Origin of the sequence: Streptomyces sp. NBC_01384, assembly GCF_045040035.1 — a bacterium.
Lineage (GTDB): Bacteria > Actinomycetota > Actinomycetes > Streptomycetales > Streptomycetaceae > Streptomyces.
Map to the genome: position 1 here is coordinate 7,173,924 of NZ_CP109559.1, position 13,526 is coordinate 7,187,449.

Genomic DNA, 13,526 nt, shown 5'->3' on the forward strand with positions numbered 1-13,526 from the left:
TTGGGCGCATTCGGCACGCGCTGGGGCGCCCGGGCGCTCACTGGGGGAGTGGTTGTGGTGGCCGCGCCCCTACGTACTGACCGCTCGGGCGCATGCGCAGTGGGCGCTCCTCGTACTCCTCCAAGGTGTGGGCGATCCAGCCCGCCGTGCGGGCGACGGCGAAGACCGTCTCCCCGGCGGAGGCTTGCATGCCGGAGGCGACCGTGAGCACGGCCAGCGCCAGGTCGACATTGGCGTGCAGGGGGGCGTGGCGGGCGGTGGTGGTCACGATGTCCTGGGCCGCCGCCAGGGCGGGCGCGGCGCCCGGGACCTCCTCCAGGAGGGCGAACAGGGCACGCGCGCGTGGGTCCTCCCCGGGGTAGAGCCGGTGGCCCAGCCCGGGGACCCGGCGCCCGGCGCGCAGTTCGTCGGCGACCACGGGGGCGGCGGTGCCCTGGTCCAGGACGTCGAGGAGCAGCCGGTGGGCGAGTCCGCTGGCCGCGCCGTGCAGGGGCCCCTCCAGCACGCCGAGGCCCGCCGACACGGCGGCGTACGCGTGCGCCCGGGCCGACGCGGCGACCCGCACCGCGAGCGTCGAGGCGGCCAGGTCATGGTCGACGAGCAGACCGAGTGCCGTGTCCAGCGCGCGCAGTGACGCCTCGTCGGGCGTTCGGCCGGTCAGCCGCGACCACAGACGGTGGGCCAGCGGGCCTTCGGCGCCTTGGTCGTGGCGCAGGGGCGGGAGCGCGGCGACGAGGGTGGGGATGAGGGCGCGCGCGGTGCCGAGGACGGCCCTCTCCGAGAGGTCGAAACGGAGCGGATCGGCGGCCGAGGCGGCGATCGCGGCGACGCGCAGCCGGTCCGTCGGGCCGCTGTGCTCGGGCAGCGCGTCGACGGCGCGGCGGGCGGCGGTGACGGACGCCTGCGGAGCGGTGAACGTGATGCCGGGGCGCAGTTCTCCGGTCCACAGCCATTCGGCGATCTCTTCGTAGGAGTGGCGCGCGGCCAGCTCGGTCGCGTCGACGCCGCGGTAGTAGTACCGGTCCTTGTCGATCAGGGTGATCCGGGTGCGGACGGACAACTCGCCGCCGGTGCTCGAACTCACCCCGGAATCACGCCTGTTGCGTCGGGCGAGTGCCTCCACCTCCTTGACGTCGAAGGTGCTGCCGCGGCCGCCGGGGTCGCGTCGGCTGCTGAGTTGGCCGCGGCTCACATACGCGTACACGGTCTCGGGCTTCACACCGAGCAGCTCGGCGGTCTCCCTGGTGCTGAGTCGCCGGCCCTCGTGCGTCGACGCTGCCGGTTCTTGATCCCTCATGGATGCCACCGTATCCGTGGATCATTGTATTGATCAAATCAACATTGACAGGGATTGAGTCAAGCATGGACAGTCGAATCAAGTCCAGGGAGGAAAGCATGCCGAACAATCGGGCCGCGACCGCATCCATTGCCCCTGTCGAGGTGCCGCGAGGGCTCGCGGGCGTCGTCGTCACCGACACCGCACTGGGTGACGTCAGGGGGCTGGAGGGCTTCTACCACTACCGCCAGTACTCGGCCGTCGAACTCGCGCAGACCCGCGGTTTCGAGGACGTCTGGTATCTGCTGGTCCACGGCGAACTGCCGGACGCGACGCGGAGCGCCGCCTTCGCCGCGCGCACCGCGGCGCTGTGCCGGCTGCCGGACGAGGTGTGGGCCGCGCTGCCCGCGATCGCCGCGGCGACCGGGTCGTCCGGACCGCTCGCGGGACTGCGTACCGCGTTGTCGCTGCTCGGCGCGGAACGGGGATTCCGGCCGGTGTACGACATCGACGCCGGCCGGCGTCGCGCGGACACGTTCGCGGCGTGCGCGGCCGTGCCGACGCTGCTCACCGCGCTGTATCGGCTCGGGCAGGGGCTGGAGCCGGTGGAGCCGCGCGACGACCTTCCGTACGCCGCGAACTACCTCTACATGCTGACCGGTGCGGAGCCGGACGCGGCGCGGGCCCGTGCGGTGGAGCAGTACTTGATATCAACCATTGATCACGGATTCAATGCGTCAACCTTCACTGCGCGGGTGATCGCGTCGACGGGGGCAGATGTGGCCGCGTGCCTGGTGGGGGCCCTGGGAGCCCTGTCGGGCCCGTTGCACGGCGGCGCGCCGAGCCGCGCCCTGGACACCCTCGACGCGATCGGCACCCCCGACCGCATCGACCCGTGGATCCGCGAACGGGTCCTCGCGGGCGATCGCATCATGGGCTTCGGCCACCCCGTCTACCGCACCGAGGACCCCCGCTCCCGCATGCTCCGTGGGATCGCCCGGCAATTCGGCGGCCCTCTGATCGACTTCGCCGTGGAGGTCGAACGCCGGGTGGAGGTGATCCTGGCCGAACTCAAACCGGGCCGCGAACTCCACACCAACGTCGAGTTCTACGCCGGCGTGGTCATGGAACTGTGCGGCCTCCCGCGCGAGATGTTCACCCCCACCTTCGCCGCGGCCCGCGTCATCGGCTGGAGCGCCAACATCCTCGAACAGGCGGAGGACTCGAAGATCATCCGCCCGGCGGCACGGTACGTGGGGCCGGTTCCGCCGGTGGCGGTGCCGGAGGTCGCCTGAAACGGGGTGTCCCCGGCACCACGGCTCCGTGGTGCCGGGGACACTCGTACCTGCGGGCGATGGGGTGCCCGGGCGACTAAGCCTCCGGGATATCCGCTTTGGCTCGAACGAGGGTTTCCCGAGTGATGACCACAATGCGCTCGTAGTCGGCGCGGGAGGCGTCTGCTGGGAGGTCTGCGTCGAGTGAGTCAGTGACATCCGTGCCGATGATGGCGAAGCGTCCGTCGGACAACTCGAAGATGTCCGGGCAGTTCCCTCCGCCCGCGCTGCCCCGGTCGCGTGGAGGTGCACCAAGGCGACGGATGATCTGACTCACTGTTGTTTTCCCTTTGGTCTCAAGGTTCGCTGCCTGCGCACTGATGTTGCGCGGCGATGCATCCCTGCGGGCTGCGACGAGACAACCGGTTGAAATGGGACAACGTTTCCTGGTGGTCAACCCGTCGCGGGGTGCCGCAGCAGTTTCTCCTGGGGTATCTGGGAAAACGGCGCTTTTAATCGCTTCGTTACCACTCGATCGAGTGACGCCTGCAAGAGTGGTGGAGCGTGGGCGATATTGACTCTTTGAGGCGATATGGCGACTCGTTGCCGATCGGTTGGTGACCCTCTCGGCTAGTCGGTCGGCGGCTCTCCCACGACCCACCACTCGTCGATGTCGGCTTCCTCCAACTGCCTCAGCAGATCGTCGATCAGACGTCCGAGTTCGGCCTCGTCGGAGTTGTCGGCGATGGTCGCCCTCTGGTGCTGGGTCGCGTACCAGTACTCCCTGACGATGGGGTTCTGGAGCAACCCTCGGACGAACCCGAAGAACTCCTCGCGAGTGATGTTGCCGACCCGGTAGGCGAAGAGCTGGTTCGTGTACAGGGCGTTGGCGAAGAGGTACTGGCATCGCTTCTTGGGGGACACCGGATCCTCGAAGATGTCCAGTACTTCGGCCAGTTCGGGATTGTCGATGGCCTTGCTCAACAGCTCCCAGTGCAGGCGCTGCTGGTTGGCCAGGTTGGCCTGATGCTGTGCGTGCGCGTTCTGCTCCAGGTGCTCCAGCCGTGCGTGCAGCTCATCGAGTGCGCGCCGCTGCGCTGCGCGCGTGGCGAGTACGCCTGTGACCAGGCCTATGCCCGCGGCCGCGGCGATCCCCAACCCCCGTATCCCACGCTTCTGTGTGACCATGTCAACCCCCGAATCAGGCGACCGTCCGCCGGTCGTCGGGTGCGGGGCGACGGATATGGGGACCGGCGAGCGGTGGGCGGCGCTTGCCGTCTCCCAGTTTTGCCGAGCGGCTCTGATCGGCAGGGAGGCGGAGAGGAGGCGCACGGAGGGATGTGCGGGTCGCGTTTCCAGGCGCCATGCCCAACGTGTGCCCCGCGAGCGCCGCTAACAATCGTTCACTTCGCGGCGTTTCCTCCCACTCGTATCCTGGTTCGGCAGCCATTCCTCGTACGAGCGCCGGTCCACGAGCCGCTCTCGTCCAAGAGCCGGTTCACAAGCCGGTGCACGCGTCGGTGTGAAAGAGGTCGCCCGTTGAGCCAGCCCAGCCCGCAGCAGGTCCCGATCGGCCGGACCTGCATCGGCCAGACCTCCAACGGCCGGACTCTTCCTGCCGAGCTCACCCCGGAGGGGCAGCCCCGCAACGCGAGCGCGCAGATCCCGGTCGTCGTCCTCGCCGGTTTCCTGGGTTCCGGCAAGACCACCCTGCTCAACCACCTCCTGCACCGCAGTGGAGGCAGCCGTATCGGGGCCGTCGTCAACGACTTCGGGGCGATCGAGATCGATGCGATGGCCGTGGCCGGAGCGCTCGGTGACTCCACCGTCTCGCTCGGGAACGGCTGCCTGTGCTGCGCCGTCGACGTCAGTGAGCTCGACGGCTATCTCGAGTGGCTCACTCGGCCCTCGGCCCGTATCGACGTCATCGTCATCGAGGCGAGCGGCCTCGCCGAGCCTCAGGAGCTCATGCGGATGGTGCTCGCCAGCGAGCATCAGCGGATCGTGTACGGCGGGCTCGTCGAGGTCGTCGACGCCGCCGAGTTCGACGGTACGCGTGAGAAGCACCCGGAGATCGACCGGCATCTCGCCCTGGCCGACCTCGTCGTCGTCAACAAGACCGACCGGGCCGACGACGGCGAGCGCGTGCTCCGCGCGGTACGGGATCTCGTCGACCGCGCCGCCGTCGTCCCCGCCACCTACGGCCGTATCGACCCCGAGTTCCTCTTCGACTGCAGGCCGAGCGAGGAGCGTGTCGGGCAGTTGTCCTTCGACGACCTCCACCTGCACGAGGAAGGCGACCACGCAGGCCACGGCGATCGTGGCGAACACGGTGACCACCTGCACTCGGCCTACGAGTCCCTCTCCTTCACCTCCGAGGTCCCGCTCGGCCCCCGGCGGTTGATGGACTTCCTCGACAGCAGGCCCGAGGGTCTCTACCGCATCAAGGGATACGTCGACTTCGGCGCCCACGACCGCGTCAACCGCTACGCCGTGCACTCCGTCGGGCGGTTCCTGCGGTTCTATCCGGAGCCCTGGGCCGCCACGGGCAAGCGCCTCACGCAGCTTGTCCTCATCGGCTCCGGCATCGACGCCGACACCCTGGGTAAAGAGCTGGAGGCGTGCAAAGAAGACGCCCCACACGCCGACGAGCACAGCATGTGGGGCGTCCTGCGTTACGTACAGGAACCGAAACAGGAACCGGAAGGCCTCGAAGAGTCCGACTGATTCAGCGGCCGACTCATCTACACCGGGCCCGCCACCACCGACACCGTCTTCGCCAGGGACACGCCCGAGCCGTCGCGGCGCGGGTCGATCTCCGGCAGCTCGGCCGGTGTGCCGTTCTTCTGCGCCGCCCGCGCCGGAGCCGCGCCCGCCCAGGCCAGCGAGAGGCAGTCCTCGCCCTTCAGGAACCGCTGGCAGCGCACGCCACCCGTGGCGCGGCCCTTGCGTGGGTACTGGTCGAAGGGCGTCAGCTTGGCCGTGGTCTGGACGGAGTCGTCCAGCGTGCCGCGCGAGCCCGCCACCGTGAACACCACCGCGTCCACCGCCGGGTCGACCGCGGTGAAGGAGATCACCTTCGCCCCGTCGGTGAGCTTGACGCCCGCCATGCCGCCCGCCGCCCGGCCCTGCGGGCGGACCTGCGAGGCCTGGTAGCGCAGCAACTGGGCGTCGTCGGTGATGAAGACCAGGTCCTCCTCGCCGGTGCGCAGTTCGACCGCGCCGACGATTCTGTCGCCGTCCTTGAGGGTGATGACCTCCAACTCCTCCTTGTTCGAGGGGTAGTCGGGGACCACACGCTTCACGACACCCTGCTCCGTGCCGATCGCCAGACCGGGCGAGGACTCGTCGAGCGTCGTCAGACAGACCACCTCCTCGTCCGGCTCCAGGGAGGACAGGAACTCCGCGATCGGCGCGCCTCCGGAGAGGTTGGGCGCCGACGCCGTTTCCGGCAGCTGCGGCAGGTCGATCACGTTCAGCCGGAGCAGGCGGCCCGAGGACGTGACCGCGCCGATCTCGCCGCGGGCCGTCGCGGGCACCGCTGAGACGATCAGATCGTGCTTGGTGCGCTTGGCGTCCTCGACCTCCCCGAAGGGGGCGCCGTTGGCCGTACGGGCGAGCAGCCCCGTCGAGGACAGCAGCACCCGGCACGGGTCGTCGGCCACCTGGAGCGAGACCGTGGCGGCGGGGGCGCCCGCGGACTCCAGGAGCACCGTGCGCCGGTCGGTGCCGAACTTCTTGGCGACCGCGGCCAGTTCGCCGGAGACCAGCTTACGCAGCTCCGCGTCCGACTCCAGGATGCCGGTCAGCTCGTCGATCTCGCCGTTGAGCCGCTCGCGCTCGGACTCCAGCTCGATGCGGTCGAACTTGGTCAGGCGGCGCAGCGGCGTGTCCAGGATGTACTGCGTCTGGATCTCGGAGAGCGAGAAGCGCTCGATCAGGCGCTCCTTGGCCTGCGCCGAGTTCTCGCTGGAGCGGATGAGGCGGATGACCTCGTCGATGTCCAGGAGGGCGACGAGGAGGCCCTCGACCAGGTGCAACCGGTCGCGCTTCTTGCCGCGCCGGAACTCGCTGCGCCGGCGTACGACGTCGAAGCGGTGGTCGAGATAGACCTCCAGGAGCTCCTTGAGGCCCAGGGTGAGCGGCTGGCCGTCGACCAGTGCCACGTTGTTGATGCCGAAGGACTCCTCCATCGGCGTCAGCTTGTAGAGCTGCTCCAGGACCGCTTCCGGCACGAAGCCGTTCTTGATCTCGATGACCAGGCGCAGTCCGTGCGCACGGTCGGTGAGGTCCTTCACATCGGCGATGCCCTGCAGCTTCTTGGCGTTGACCAGGTCCTTGATCTTGGTGATCACCTTCTCCGGGCCGACGGTGAAGGGCAGTTCGGTGACGACGAGGCCCTTGCGGCGCGCCGTGACGTCCTCCACCGACACCGTGGCGCGGATCTTGAAGGTGCCGCGGCCCGACTCGTAGGCGTCTCTGATCCCGGTCAGGCCGACGATCCGGCCGCCCGTCGGCAGGTCGGGGCCCGGCACGTACTTCATCAGCGTGTCCAGGTCCGCGCCCGGATAGCGGATCAGGTGACGGGCGGCCGCGATGACCTCGCCGAGGTTGTGCGGCGGCATGTTCGTCGCCATGCCGACGGCGATCCCCGACGAGCCGTTGACCAGCAGGTTCGGGTACGCCGCCGGGAGGACGTGGGGCTCCTGCTCCTGGCCGTCGTAGTTCGGCGCGAAATCGACGGTGTCCTCGTCGATGGACTCGGTCATCAGTGACGTGGCGTCGGCCATCCGGCACTCGGTGTAACGCATGGCGGCCGGCGGGTCGTCATTGCCGAGCGAGCCGAAGTTGCCGTGGCCGTCGACCAGCGGCAGGCGCATCGAGAAGGGCTGGGCCAGGCGCACCAGCGCGTCGTAGATCGACGCGTCGCCGTGCGGGTGGAGCTTACCCATGACCTCGCCGACGACGCGGGCGCACTTCACATAGCCGCGGTCGGGGCGCAGCCCCATCTCGTTCATCTGGTAGACGATGCGGCGGTGCACGGGCTTGAGGCCGTCACGGGCGTCCGGCAGGGCGCGCGAGTAGATGACCGAGTACGCGTATTCGAGGAAGGAGCCCTGCATCTCGTCCACGACGTCGATGTCGAGGATCTTCTCCTCGTACGAGTCGTCGGGCGGCGGGGTCTTCGTGCTGCGGCGGGCCATCGCTGCTGCGGCTCCTTCACAGTCTCTGCCGGGGCATGAGCGGGTTCTGACGCGGACCATTGTGGACCGCCCCGCTGACAACGCCGACCGCGACCCGTCCGTACGGGCCCCGCGGCGCCCCGTTCCGATCGCTCAGGGCGAACGGAAGTCCGGCCTCCCACCTCAGGAATTCTCGCTCTCGGCGTACGAGGTGCGGGAACTTCGCCAGCTGTCGGCGCGCTTGCATACAGTGGCAGGACCGGCAGGAATTCTGCAGTTTTCGCGATCGAAGGGACGTACATGCCCATGGGTCACACGGCCACAGCTGAGGCAGGCTCCGGCGGCCTGACAGCGACCGAGCACCGCCTGGCCAACGGCCTGCGCGTGGTGCTCTCCGAGGATCACCTGACCCCGGTCGCGGCGGTGTGCCTCTGGTACGACGTCGGCTCGCGCCACGAGGTCAAGGGCCGTACCGGCCTTGCTCACCTCTTCGAGCACCTGATGTTCCAGGGCTCGGGCCAGGTGAAGGGCAACGGCCACTTCGAACTGGTGCAGGGGGCCGGCGGCTCGCTGAACGGCACGACCAGTTTCGAGCGCACCAACTACTTCGAGACGATGCCCGCCCACCAGCTGGAGCTCGCCCTCTGGCTGGAGGCCGACCGCATGGGCTCGCTGCTCGCCGCGCTCGACGACGAGTCCATGGAGAACCAGCGGGACGTCGTCAAGAACGAGCGCCGGCAGCGCTACGACAACGTGCCCTACGGCACCGCTTTCGAGAAGCTGACCGCGCTTGCCTACCCTGAGGGCCACCCCTACCACCACACCCCGATCGGGTCGATGGCGGACCTGGACGCGGCTACCCTGGAGGACGCCCGCGCCTTCTTCCGCACCTACTACGCGCCGAACAACGCGGTGCTCTCCGTAGTCGGGGACATCGACTCGGAGCAGGCGCTCGCCTGGGTCGAGAAGTACTTCGGTTCCATCCCCGGGCACAGCGGAAAGCCCGCCCCGCGCGACGGCTCGCTGCCCGACGTCATCGGCGAGCAGCTGCGCGAGGTCGTCGAGGAGGAGGTCCCGGCGCGTGCTCTGATGGCCGCCTACCGGCTCCCGGAGGACGGCACGCGTGCGTCCGACGCGGTCGACGTGGCGCTCACCATCCTCGGCGGCGGTGAGTCCTCCCGGCTCTACAACCGGCTCGTACGCCGCGACCGCACCGCCGTCGCGGCCGGGTTCGGCATGCTGCGGCTCGCCGGAGCGCCCTCCCTGGGCTGGCTGGACGTGAAGACGTCCGGTGACGTCGAGGTCCCGGTGATCGAGGCCGCCGTCGACGAGGAGCTCGCCCGGTTCGCCGAGGAGGGCCCCACGGCCGAGGAAATGGAGCGCGCCCAGGCCCAGTTGGAGCGTCAGTGGCTGGACCGGCTCGGCACGGTCGCGGGCCGCGCCGACGAACTGTGCCGGTACGCCGTTCTGTTCGGCGACCCGCAGCTCGCCCTGACCGCCGTACAGCGCGTCCTCGACATCACCGCCGAGGAGGTCCAGGAGGTCGCCAAGTCCCGCCTGCGCCCCGACAACCGCGCGGTGCTCGTCTACGAGCCGATCGCTGCCGAGACCACTGACGCCGAAGGCACCAGCAACGACGAGGAGGCGGCGAAGTGACCGAGCTCGCGACCATGGAGTTCCACCCGCAGCCCCAGGCGGGCCGGCCCAAGCCGTGGGCCTTCCCCGCCCCCGAGCGCGGCACGCTGGACAACGGCCTGACCGTGCTGAGCTGCCACCGCCCCGGCCAGCAGGTCGTCGCCGTGGAGGTGCTGCTCGCCGCGCCGCTGGAGGCCGAGCCCGCGGGCCTCGACGGCATCGCCACGATCATGGCGCGTGCCTTCTCCGAGGGCACCGACAAGCTCTCCGCCGAGGAGTTCGCCGCCGAGCTGGAGCGCTGCGGGGCCACCCTCGACGCGCACGCCGACCACCCCGGCGTACGGCTGTCGCTCGAGGTGCCCGTCTCGCGCCTGCCCAAGGCGCTCGGTCTGCTCGCCGACGCCCTGAGGGCACCGGCGTTCGCGGACAGCGAGATCGAGCGGCTGGTGCGCAACCGGCTCGACGAGATCCCGCACGAGACGGCCAACCCGGCCCGCCGAGCCGCCAAGGAGCTCTCCAAGGAGCTGTTCCCGGCGACCTCGCGCATGTCGCGCCCGCGCCAGGGCAGCGAGGAGACCGTCCAGAAGATCGACTCGGCGGGCGTACGCGCCTTCTACGACCGGCACGTACGCCCCGCCACGGCCACCGCCGTGATCGTCGGCGACCTGACCGGCGTCGACCTCGACGAGCTGCTCGCGGAGACGCTGGGCGCCTGGACCGGTTCGTCCGCCGAGCCGCGCCCCGTGCCGCCGGTGACCGCCGACGACACCGGCCGCGTGATCATCGTGGACCGCCCCGGCGCGGTCCAGACGCAGCTGCTCATCGGCCGTGTCGGCGCCGACCGGCACGACCGTGTCTGGCCCGCCCAGGTGCTCGGCACGTACTGCCTCGGAGGCACCCTCACCTCGCGCCTGGACCGTGTCCTGCGCGAGGAAAAGGGCTACACCTACGGTGTGCGGGCGTTCGGCCAGGTCCTGCGTTCCGCCGCGCCTTCTCCCTCCGGGGGGGCCACCGGTATCGCCATGCTCGCCATCAGCGGCTCCGTGGACACCCCGAACACCGGCCCGGCGCTCGACGACCTGTGGAAGGTGCTGCGCACCCTCGCCGCCGAGGGCCTGACGGACGCCGAGCGCGACGTCGCCGTGCAGAACCTGGTGGGGGTGGCGCCCCTCAAGTTCGAGACCGCGGCAGCCGTCGCGGGCACGCTTGCCGACCAGGTCGAGCAGTATCTGCCGGACGACTACCAGGCGACGCTGTACCAGCAGCTCGCCGCGACCGGCACCGTGGAGGCCACCGCGGCCGCCGTGAGCGCCTTCCCGGTGGACCGCCTGGTGACCGTCCTCGTCGGTGACGCCGCGCAGATCCAGGAGCCCGTCAAGGCCCTCGGAATCGGTGAAGTGACCGTCGTGACGGCGGAGTAGAGGCGGGGTAGAGCGCGGGGGAGTACCGCACGACTTCGTAGGGGCCCGGGTGACTGAAGAGTCGCCCGGGCCCTCTTTCGCCCGGACTTCGTCCCCAAGATGTCCGTATTGGTAGGGAGGTTGCCTGTCTGCCCTGTGGCATGCACTACAAAAGCCGTGATCCGTTTGTTGATTGAAAGATGCCCCGTTTAGCGTCGGTCCGGCTGTTCGTCAGGCAGTGCGCCGCGCCCGCGGCACCGGACAGTCATCGCCGAGTCCCCGTACGGCGCGAGCCAGGGGAGCCGGGGACCCATACGCAGTCCCTGGGGTGAATCGGACGCCCTCCCAGGAGGGGGTCCGTAGGAGACCTTCCTGCTCCGAACCCGTCAGCTAACCCGGTAGGCGAGAGGGAAGGAAAGGACCAGCCTCTCCATGGCGTTCACCTGTGGCCCCGGGAAACACCGTCGTCCGAGCCGCGCGAAGCGCACCACCTCGAACGCCGTCGGCGTCGCCGCGCTCACCACCACCGGCGTCATCGGAACCCTGGCCGCCCCGGCGCTCGCGGCGGACGCCTCCGTCGAGCAGACCGGGCTCAACCAGGCCATCTCGATCGGTGACTCGGTCGCCGCCAAGATCGACGCGCAGGCCGCCGCCCAGCAGCACGCCGCCGACGAGGCCGCCGCGAAGAAGAAGGCCGAGGAGGCCGCGCGGAAGAGGGCCGCCGAGGAGGCGAAGAAGGAGCGCGAGGCCAAGGAGCACGCCGCCCGTGCCGCCGAGCGCAAGCGCCTCAACACCTTCGTCCTGCCGATCACCGGCTCGTACATCTCCACCGGCTACAAGACCGGCGGCAGCCTCTGGTCCTCCGGCACCCACACCGGTGTCGACTTCCACGCCGCGTCCGGCACCTCGGTCCACGCGGTCGGCTCCGGCACGGTCGTCACGGCCGGCTGGGGTGGTGCCTACGGCAACCAGATCGTCCTCAAGATGCACGACGGCACCTACACGATGTACGGCCACCTGTCGTCGATCGGCGTCTCCGTGGGCCAGACGGTCACCCCGGGCCGGCAGATCGGCCTCTCCGGGGCCACCGGCAACACCACCGGGCCCCACCTCCACTTCGAGGCACGCACGACATCGGAGTACGGCTCCGACATCGACCCGGTCGCCTACCTCCGCTCGCACGGAGTGAACGTCTGACGACGTGAACGTCTGACGACCGGCGTCAGAACTTCCGAAGCCCCGGCTCACCCGAGCCGGGGCTTCGTCGTTTCGAACGGCTGTCTGTCCAAAAAATATCCATGGATTCCGGCCCGCCATCGGAAATTCCGGCTCTCTGCAATAGAGTCAATGAACAAGCGTCAATCGACCGCGTTTCGCGGGGATTAAGGCGGAGGTCCGGTCATGCGCATTCCCGCGCACTCGGTATGCACGGCGATCCGTGACGACATCGTCGCGGGTGTCTACGAGCGCGGCAGCCGGCTCACCGAGGAACTGCTCGCGCGCCGCTACGGCGTCTCGCGCGTCCCGGTGCGCGAGGCCCTGCGCACCCTGGAGGCCGAGGGCTTTGTCGTCACCCGTCGACACGCGGGCGCGTGCGTCGCGGAGCCCACTGAGCAGGAGGCCGCGGACCTGCTGGAGATGCGCATGCTTCTGGAGCCGCTGGGCGCCGCCAGAGCCGCACAGCGGCGCACCGAGGCCCACCTCAAGGTGTTGCGAGGCCTGGTCAGACTGGGGCAGGAGCGGGCCAGGAGGGGGAACAGCGAGGATCTGCGCTCGCTGGGCGGCTGGTTCCACGAGACGCTCGCGCAGGCCTCCGGAAGCCCCGCGCTGACCTCCACGCTGGCCCAGCTGCGGCACAAGATCGCCTGGATGTACGCGGTCGAGGCGCCGGCCAATCCGGCGGAGTCCTGGGCGGAGCACGGCGGGATCGTGGACGCGGTGGCGCGCGGCGACAGCGAGCGGGCGCGGGCGGTCACGGCGCTGCACACCGAGCGCGCGACGGTCGCGCACCGGCTGCGTTTTCCCGGCGGGGGAGATCGTCCGGACCGTGTGAGGACTTCGCAACATCCCGTAAACATGACGGGCCTGCGTCATTAACACCGGCGCCGTATACAAAGAGGGGTAATTCGCGGGGGATTACTTTCGCTGCCCGTAATTCGGAAAAGCGAAGGGCCCGCCCGATGTTTTCAGGCGAGCCCTTCACTATGTATGGGGGGCGTCTTTTGATGTGAAGAGCACCCCTGCCATCAATTGAGGAACCCCCGCGGCGAGCACCCCGCTCCGCGAGAGCGGCGCCGGCTCAGGCGCAAAAGGGGGCGGCGGGATCTTCAGACGGTCTCGGGGAGCTCCTCGAGACCCTCCGCCACCAGCTTCGCCAGCCGGTCGAGTGCGATGTCCGCACCCTCGGCGTCCGAGGCGAGGACGATCTCCTCGCCGCCCTGGGCGCCCAGGCCGAGGACCGCCAGCATGGAGGCCGCGTTGACGGGGTTGCCCTCCGTCTTGGCGATCGTCACGGGGATACCGGAGGCCGTGGCCGCCCGGACGAAGATGGAGGCGGGACGGGCGTGGAGGCCCTCGGCCCAGCCGACGTTGACGCGGCGCTCAGCCATGTGATGCTGCCCTTCAGGTGTTCAGGGTTGTCTAGACCAGTGTTCCACACGTGAAGCGGGTCCGGAGCAGGCGTTGATCCTGTCCCGAACCCCGCATCGGACCCCGGCCTGGATCCGACTTGGGTGCCCCTAGCCTGCCTCGCGCCGTT

At 69.6% G+C, this 13,526-nt stretch carries 11 protein-coding genes and 1 riboswitch; of the genes, 6 read left to right on the forward strand and 5 right to left on the reverse strand.

Going from position 1 to position 13,526, the window contains the following annotated elements:
* Nucleotides 1–37: 37 nt before the first annotated feature.
* On the reverse strand, nucleotides 38–1,297 hold the full coding sequence (locus OG747_RS32850) for a citrate synthase (protein ID WP_405882988.1): 1,260 nt from the start codon (nucleotides 1,295–1,297) through the stop codon (nucleotides 38–40).
* Between the two features lie 98 nt (nucleotides 1,298–1,395).
* Between OG747_RS32850 and OG747_RS32855 the strand changes: the two genes are divergently transcribed.
* The gene (locus OG747_RS32855; protein WP_405882989.1) at nucleotides 1,396–2,571 is read left to right on the forward strand and encodes a citrate synthase/methylcitrate synthase; all 1,176 of its coding nucleotides are present in this window, start codon (nucleotides 1,396–1,398) and stop codon (nucleotides 2,569–2,571) included.
* A gap of 76 nt (nucleotides 2,572–2,647) precedes the next feature.
* On the opposite strand, the gene OG747_RS32860 is transcribed toward OG747_RS32855, so the two are convergent.
* Nucleotides 2,648–2,887: a hypothetical protein gene (locus OG747_RS32860; protein ID WP_405882990.1), complete on the reverse strand. Its 240-nt coding sequence runs from the start codon at nucleotides 2,885–2,887 to the stop codon at nucleotides 2,648–2,650.
* 293 nt (nucleotides 2,888–3,180) lie between these two features.
* Nucleotides 3,181–3,738, reverse strand: a complete 558-nt coding sequence (locus OG747_RS32865) for a DUF6082 family protein (protein WP_405882991.1) — start codon at nucleotides 3,736–3,738, stop codon at nucleotides 3,181–3,183.
* 474 nt (nucleotides 3,739–4,212) lie between these two features.
* Here OG747_RS32865 and OG747_RS32870 point away from each other — a divergent pair, with 474 nt between their 5' ends.
* A complete protein-coding gene (locus tag OG747_RS32870; protein WP_405885808.1) occupies nucleotides 4,213–5,277 on the forward strand; it encodes a CobW family GTP-binding protein in 1,065 nt (354 codons plus the stop codon).
* 17 nt (nucleotides 5,278–5,294) lie between these two features.
* Here the strand turns inward: OG747_RS32870 and OG747_RS32875 are convergent, their stop codons facing one another.
* Nucleotides 5,295–7,754 carry a DNA topoisomerase (ATP-hydrolyzing) subunit A gene (locus tag OG747_RS32875; RefSeq protein ID WP_405882992.1) on the reverse strand — a complete coding sequence of 820 codons (2,460 nt, stop codon included), beginning with the start codon at nucleotides 7,752–7,754 and terminating at the stop codon, nucleotides 5,295–5,297.
* Between the two features lie 279 nt (nucleotides 7,755–8,033).
* Between OG747_RS32875 and OG747_RS32880 the strand changes: the two genes are divergently transcribed.
* The 4 genes from OG747_RS32880 (at nucleotide 8,034) to OG747_RS32895 (ending at nucleotide 12,865) form a co-directional block, all read left to right on the forward strand.
* Nucleotides 8,034–9,389 carry a M16 family metallopeptidase gene (locus OG747_RS32880; protein WP_405882993.1) on the forward strand — a complete coding sequence of 452 codons (1,356 nt, stop codon included), beginning with the start codon at nucleotides 8,034–8,036 and terminating at the stop codon, nucleotides 9,387–9,389.
* Entirely contained in the window at nucleotides 9,386–10,789 is a 1,404-nt protein-coding gene (locus tag OG747_RS32885; protein ID WP_405882994.1) for a M16 family metallopeptidase, read from the forward strand. The genes OG747_RS32880 and OG747_RS32885 overlap by 4 nt, the downstream gene beginning before the upstream one ends.
* A gap of 238 nt (nucleotides 10,790–11,027) precedes the next feature.
* Nucleotides 11,028–11,188, forward strand: a riboswitch (cyclic di-AMP (ydaO/yuaA leader).
* Between the two features lie 12 nt (nucleotides 11,189–11,200).
* Nucleotides 11,201–11,965: a M23 family metallopeptidase gene (locus OG747_RS32890; protein WP_405882995.1), complete on the forward strand. Its 765-nt coding sequence runs from the start codon at nucleotides 11,201–11,203 to the stop codon at nucleotides 11,963–11,965.
* Between the two features lie 204 nt (nucleotides 11,966–12,169).
* Entirely contained in the window at nucleotides 12,170–12,865 is a 696-nt protein-coding gene (locus OG747_RS32895; RefSeq protein WP_405882996.1) for a GntR family transcriptional regulator, read from the forward strand.
* A gap of 230 nt (nucleotides 12,866–13,095) precedes the next feature.
* Here the strand turns inward: OG747_RS32895 and OG747_RS32900 are convergent, their stop codons facing one another.
* Nucleotides 13,096–13,377, reverse strand: a complete 282-nt coding sequence (locus OG747_RS32900) for an HPr family phosphocarrier protein (protein WP_405882997.1) — start codon at nucleotides 13,375–13,377, stop codon at nucleotides 13,096–13,098.
* Nucleotides 13,378–13,526 lie beyond the last annotated feature (149 nt).

Bases quoted from the DNA above. Each gene is read 5' to 3' on its own strand.
- OG747_RS32850 (WP_405882988.1), bottom strand. From the start codon at position 1,297: ATGAGGGATCAAGAACCGGCAGCGTCGACGCACGAGGGCCGGCGACTC.
- OG747_RS32855 (WP_405882989.1), top strand. From the start codon at position 1,396: ATGCCGAACAATCGGGCCGCGACCGCATCCATTGCCCCTGTCGAGGTG.
- OG747_RS32865 (WP_405882991.1), bottom strand. From the start codon at position 3,738: ATGGTCACACAGAAGCGTGGGATACGGGGGTTGGGGATCGCCGCGGCC.
- OG747_RS32875 (WP_405882992.1), bottom strand. From the start codon at position 7,754: ATGGCCCGCCGCAGCACGAAGACCCCGCCGCCCGACGACTCGTACGAG.
- OG747_RS32880 (WP_405882993.1), top strand. From the start codon at position 8,034: ATGCCCATGGGTCACACGGCCACAGCTGAGGCAGGCTCCGGCGGCCTG.
- OG747_RS32890 (WP_405882995.1), top strand. From the start codon at position 11,201: ATGGCGTTCACCTGTGGCCCCGGGAAACACCGTCGTCCGAGCCGCGCG.
- OG747_RS32895 (WP_405882996.1), top strand. From the start codon at position 12,170: ATGCGCATTCCCGCGCACTCGGTATGCACGGCGATCCGTGACGACATC.
- OG747_RS32900 (WP_405882997.1), bottom strand. From the start codon at position 13,377: ATGGCTGAGCGCCGCGTCAACGTCGGCTGGGCCGAGGGCCTCCACGCC.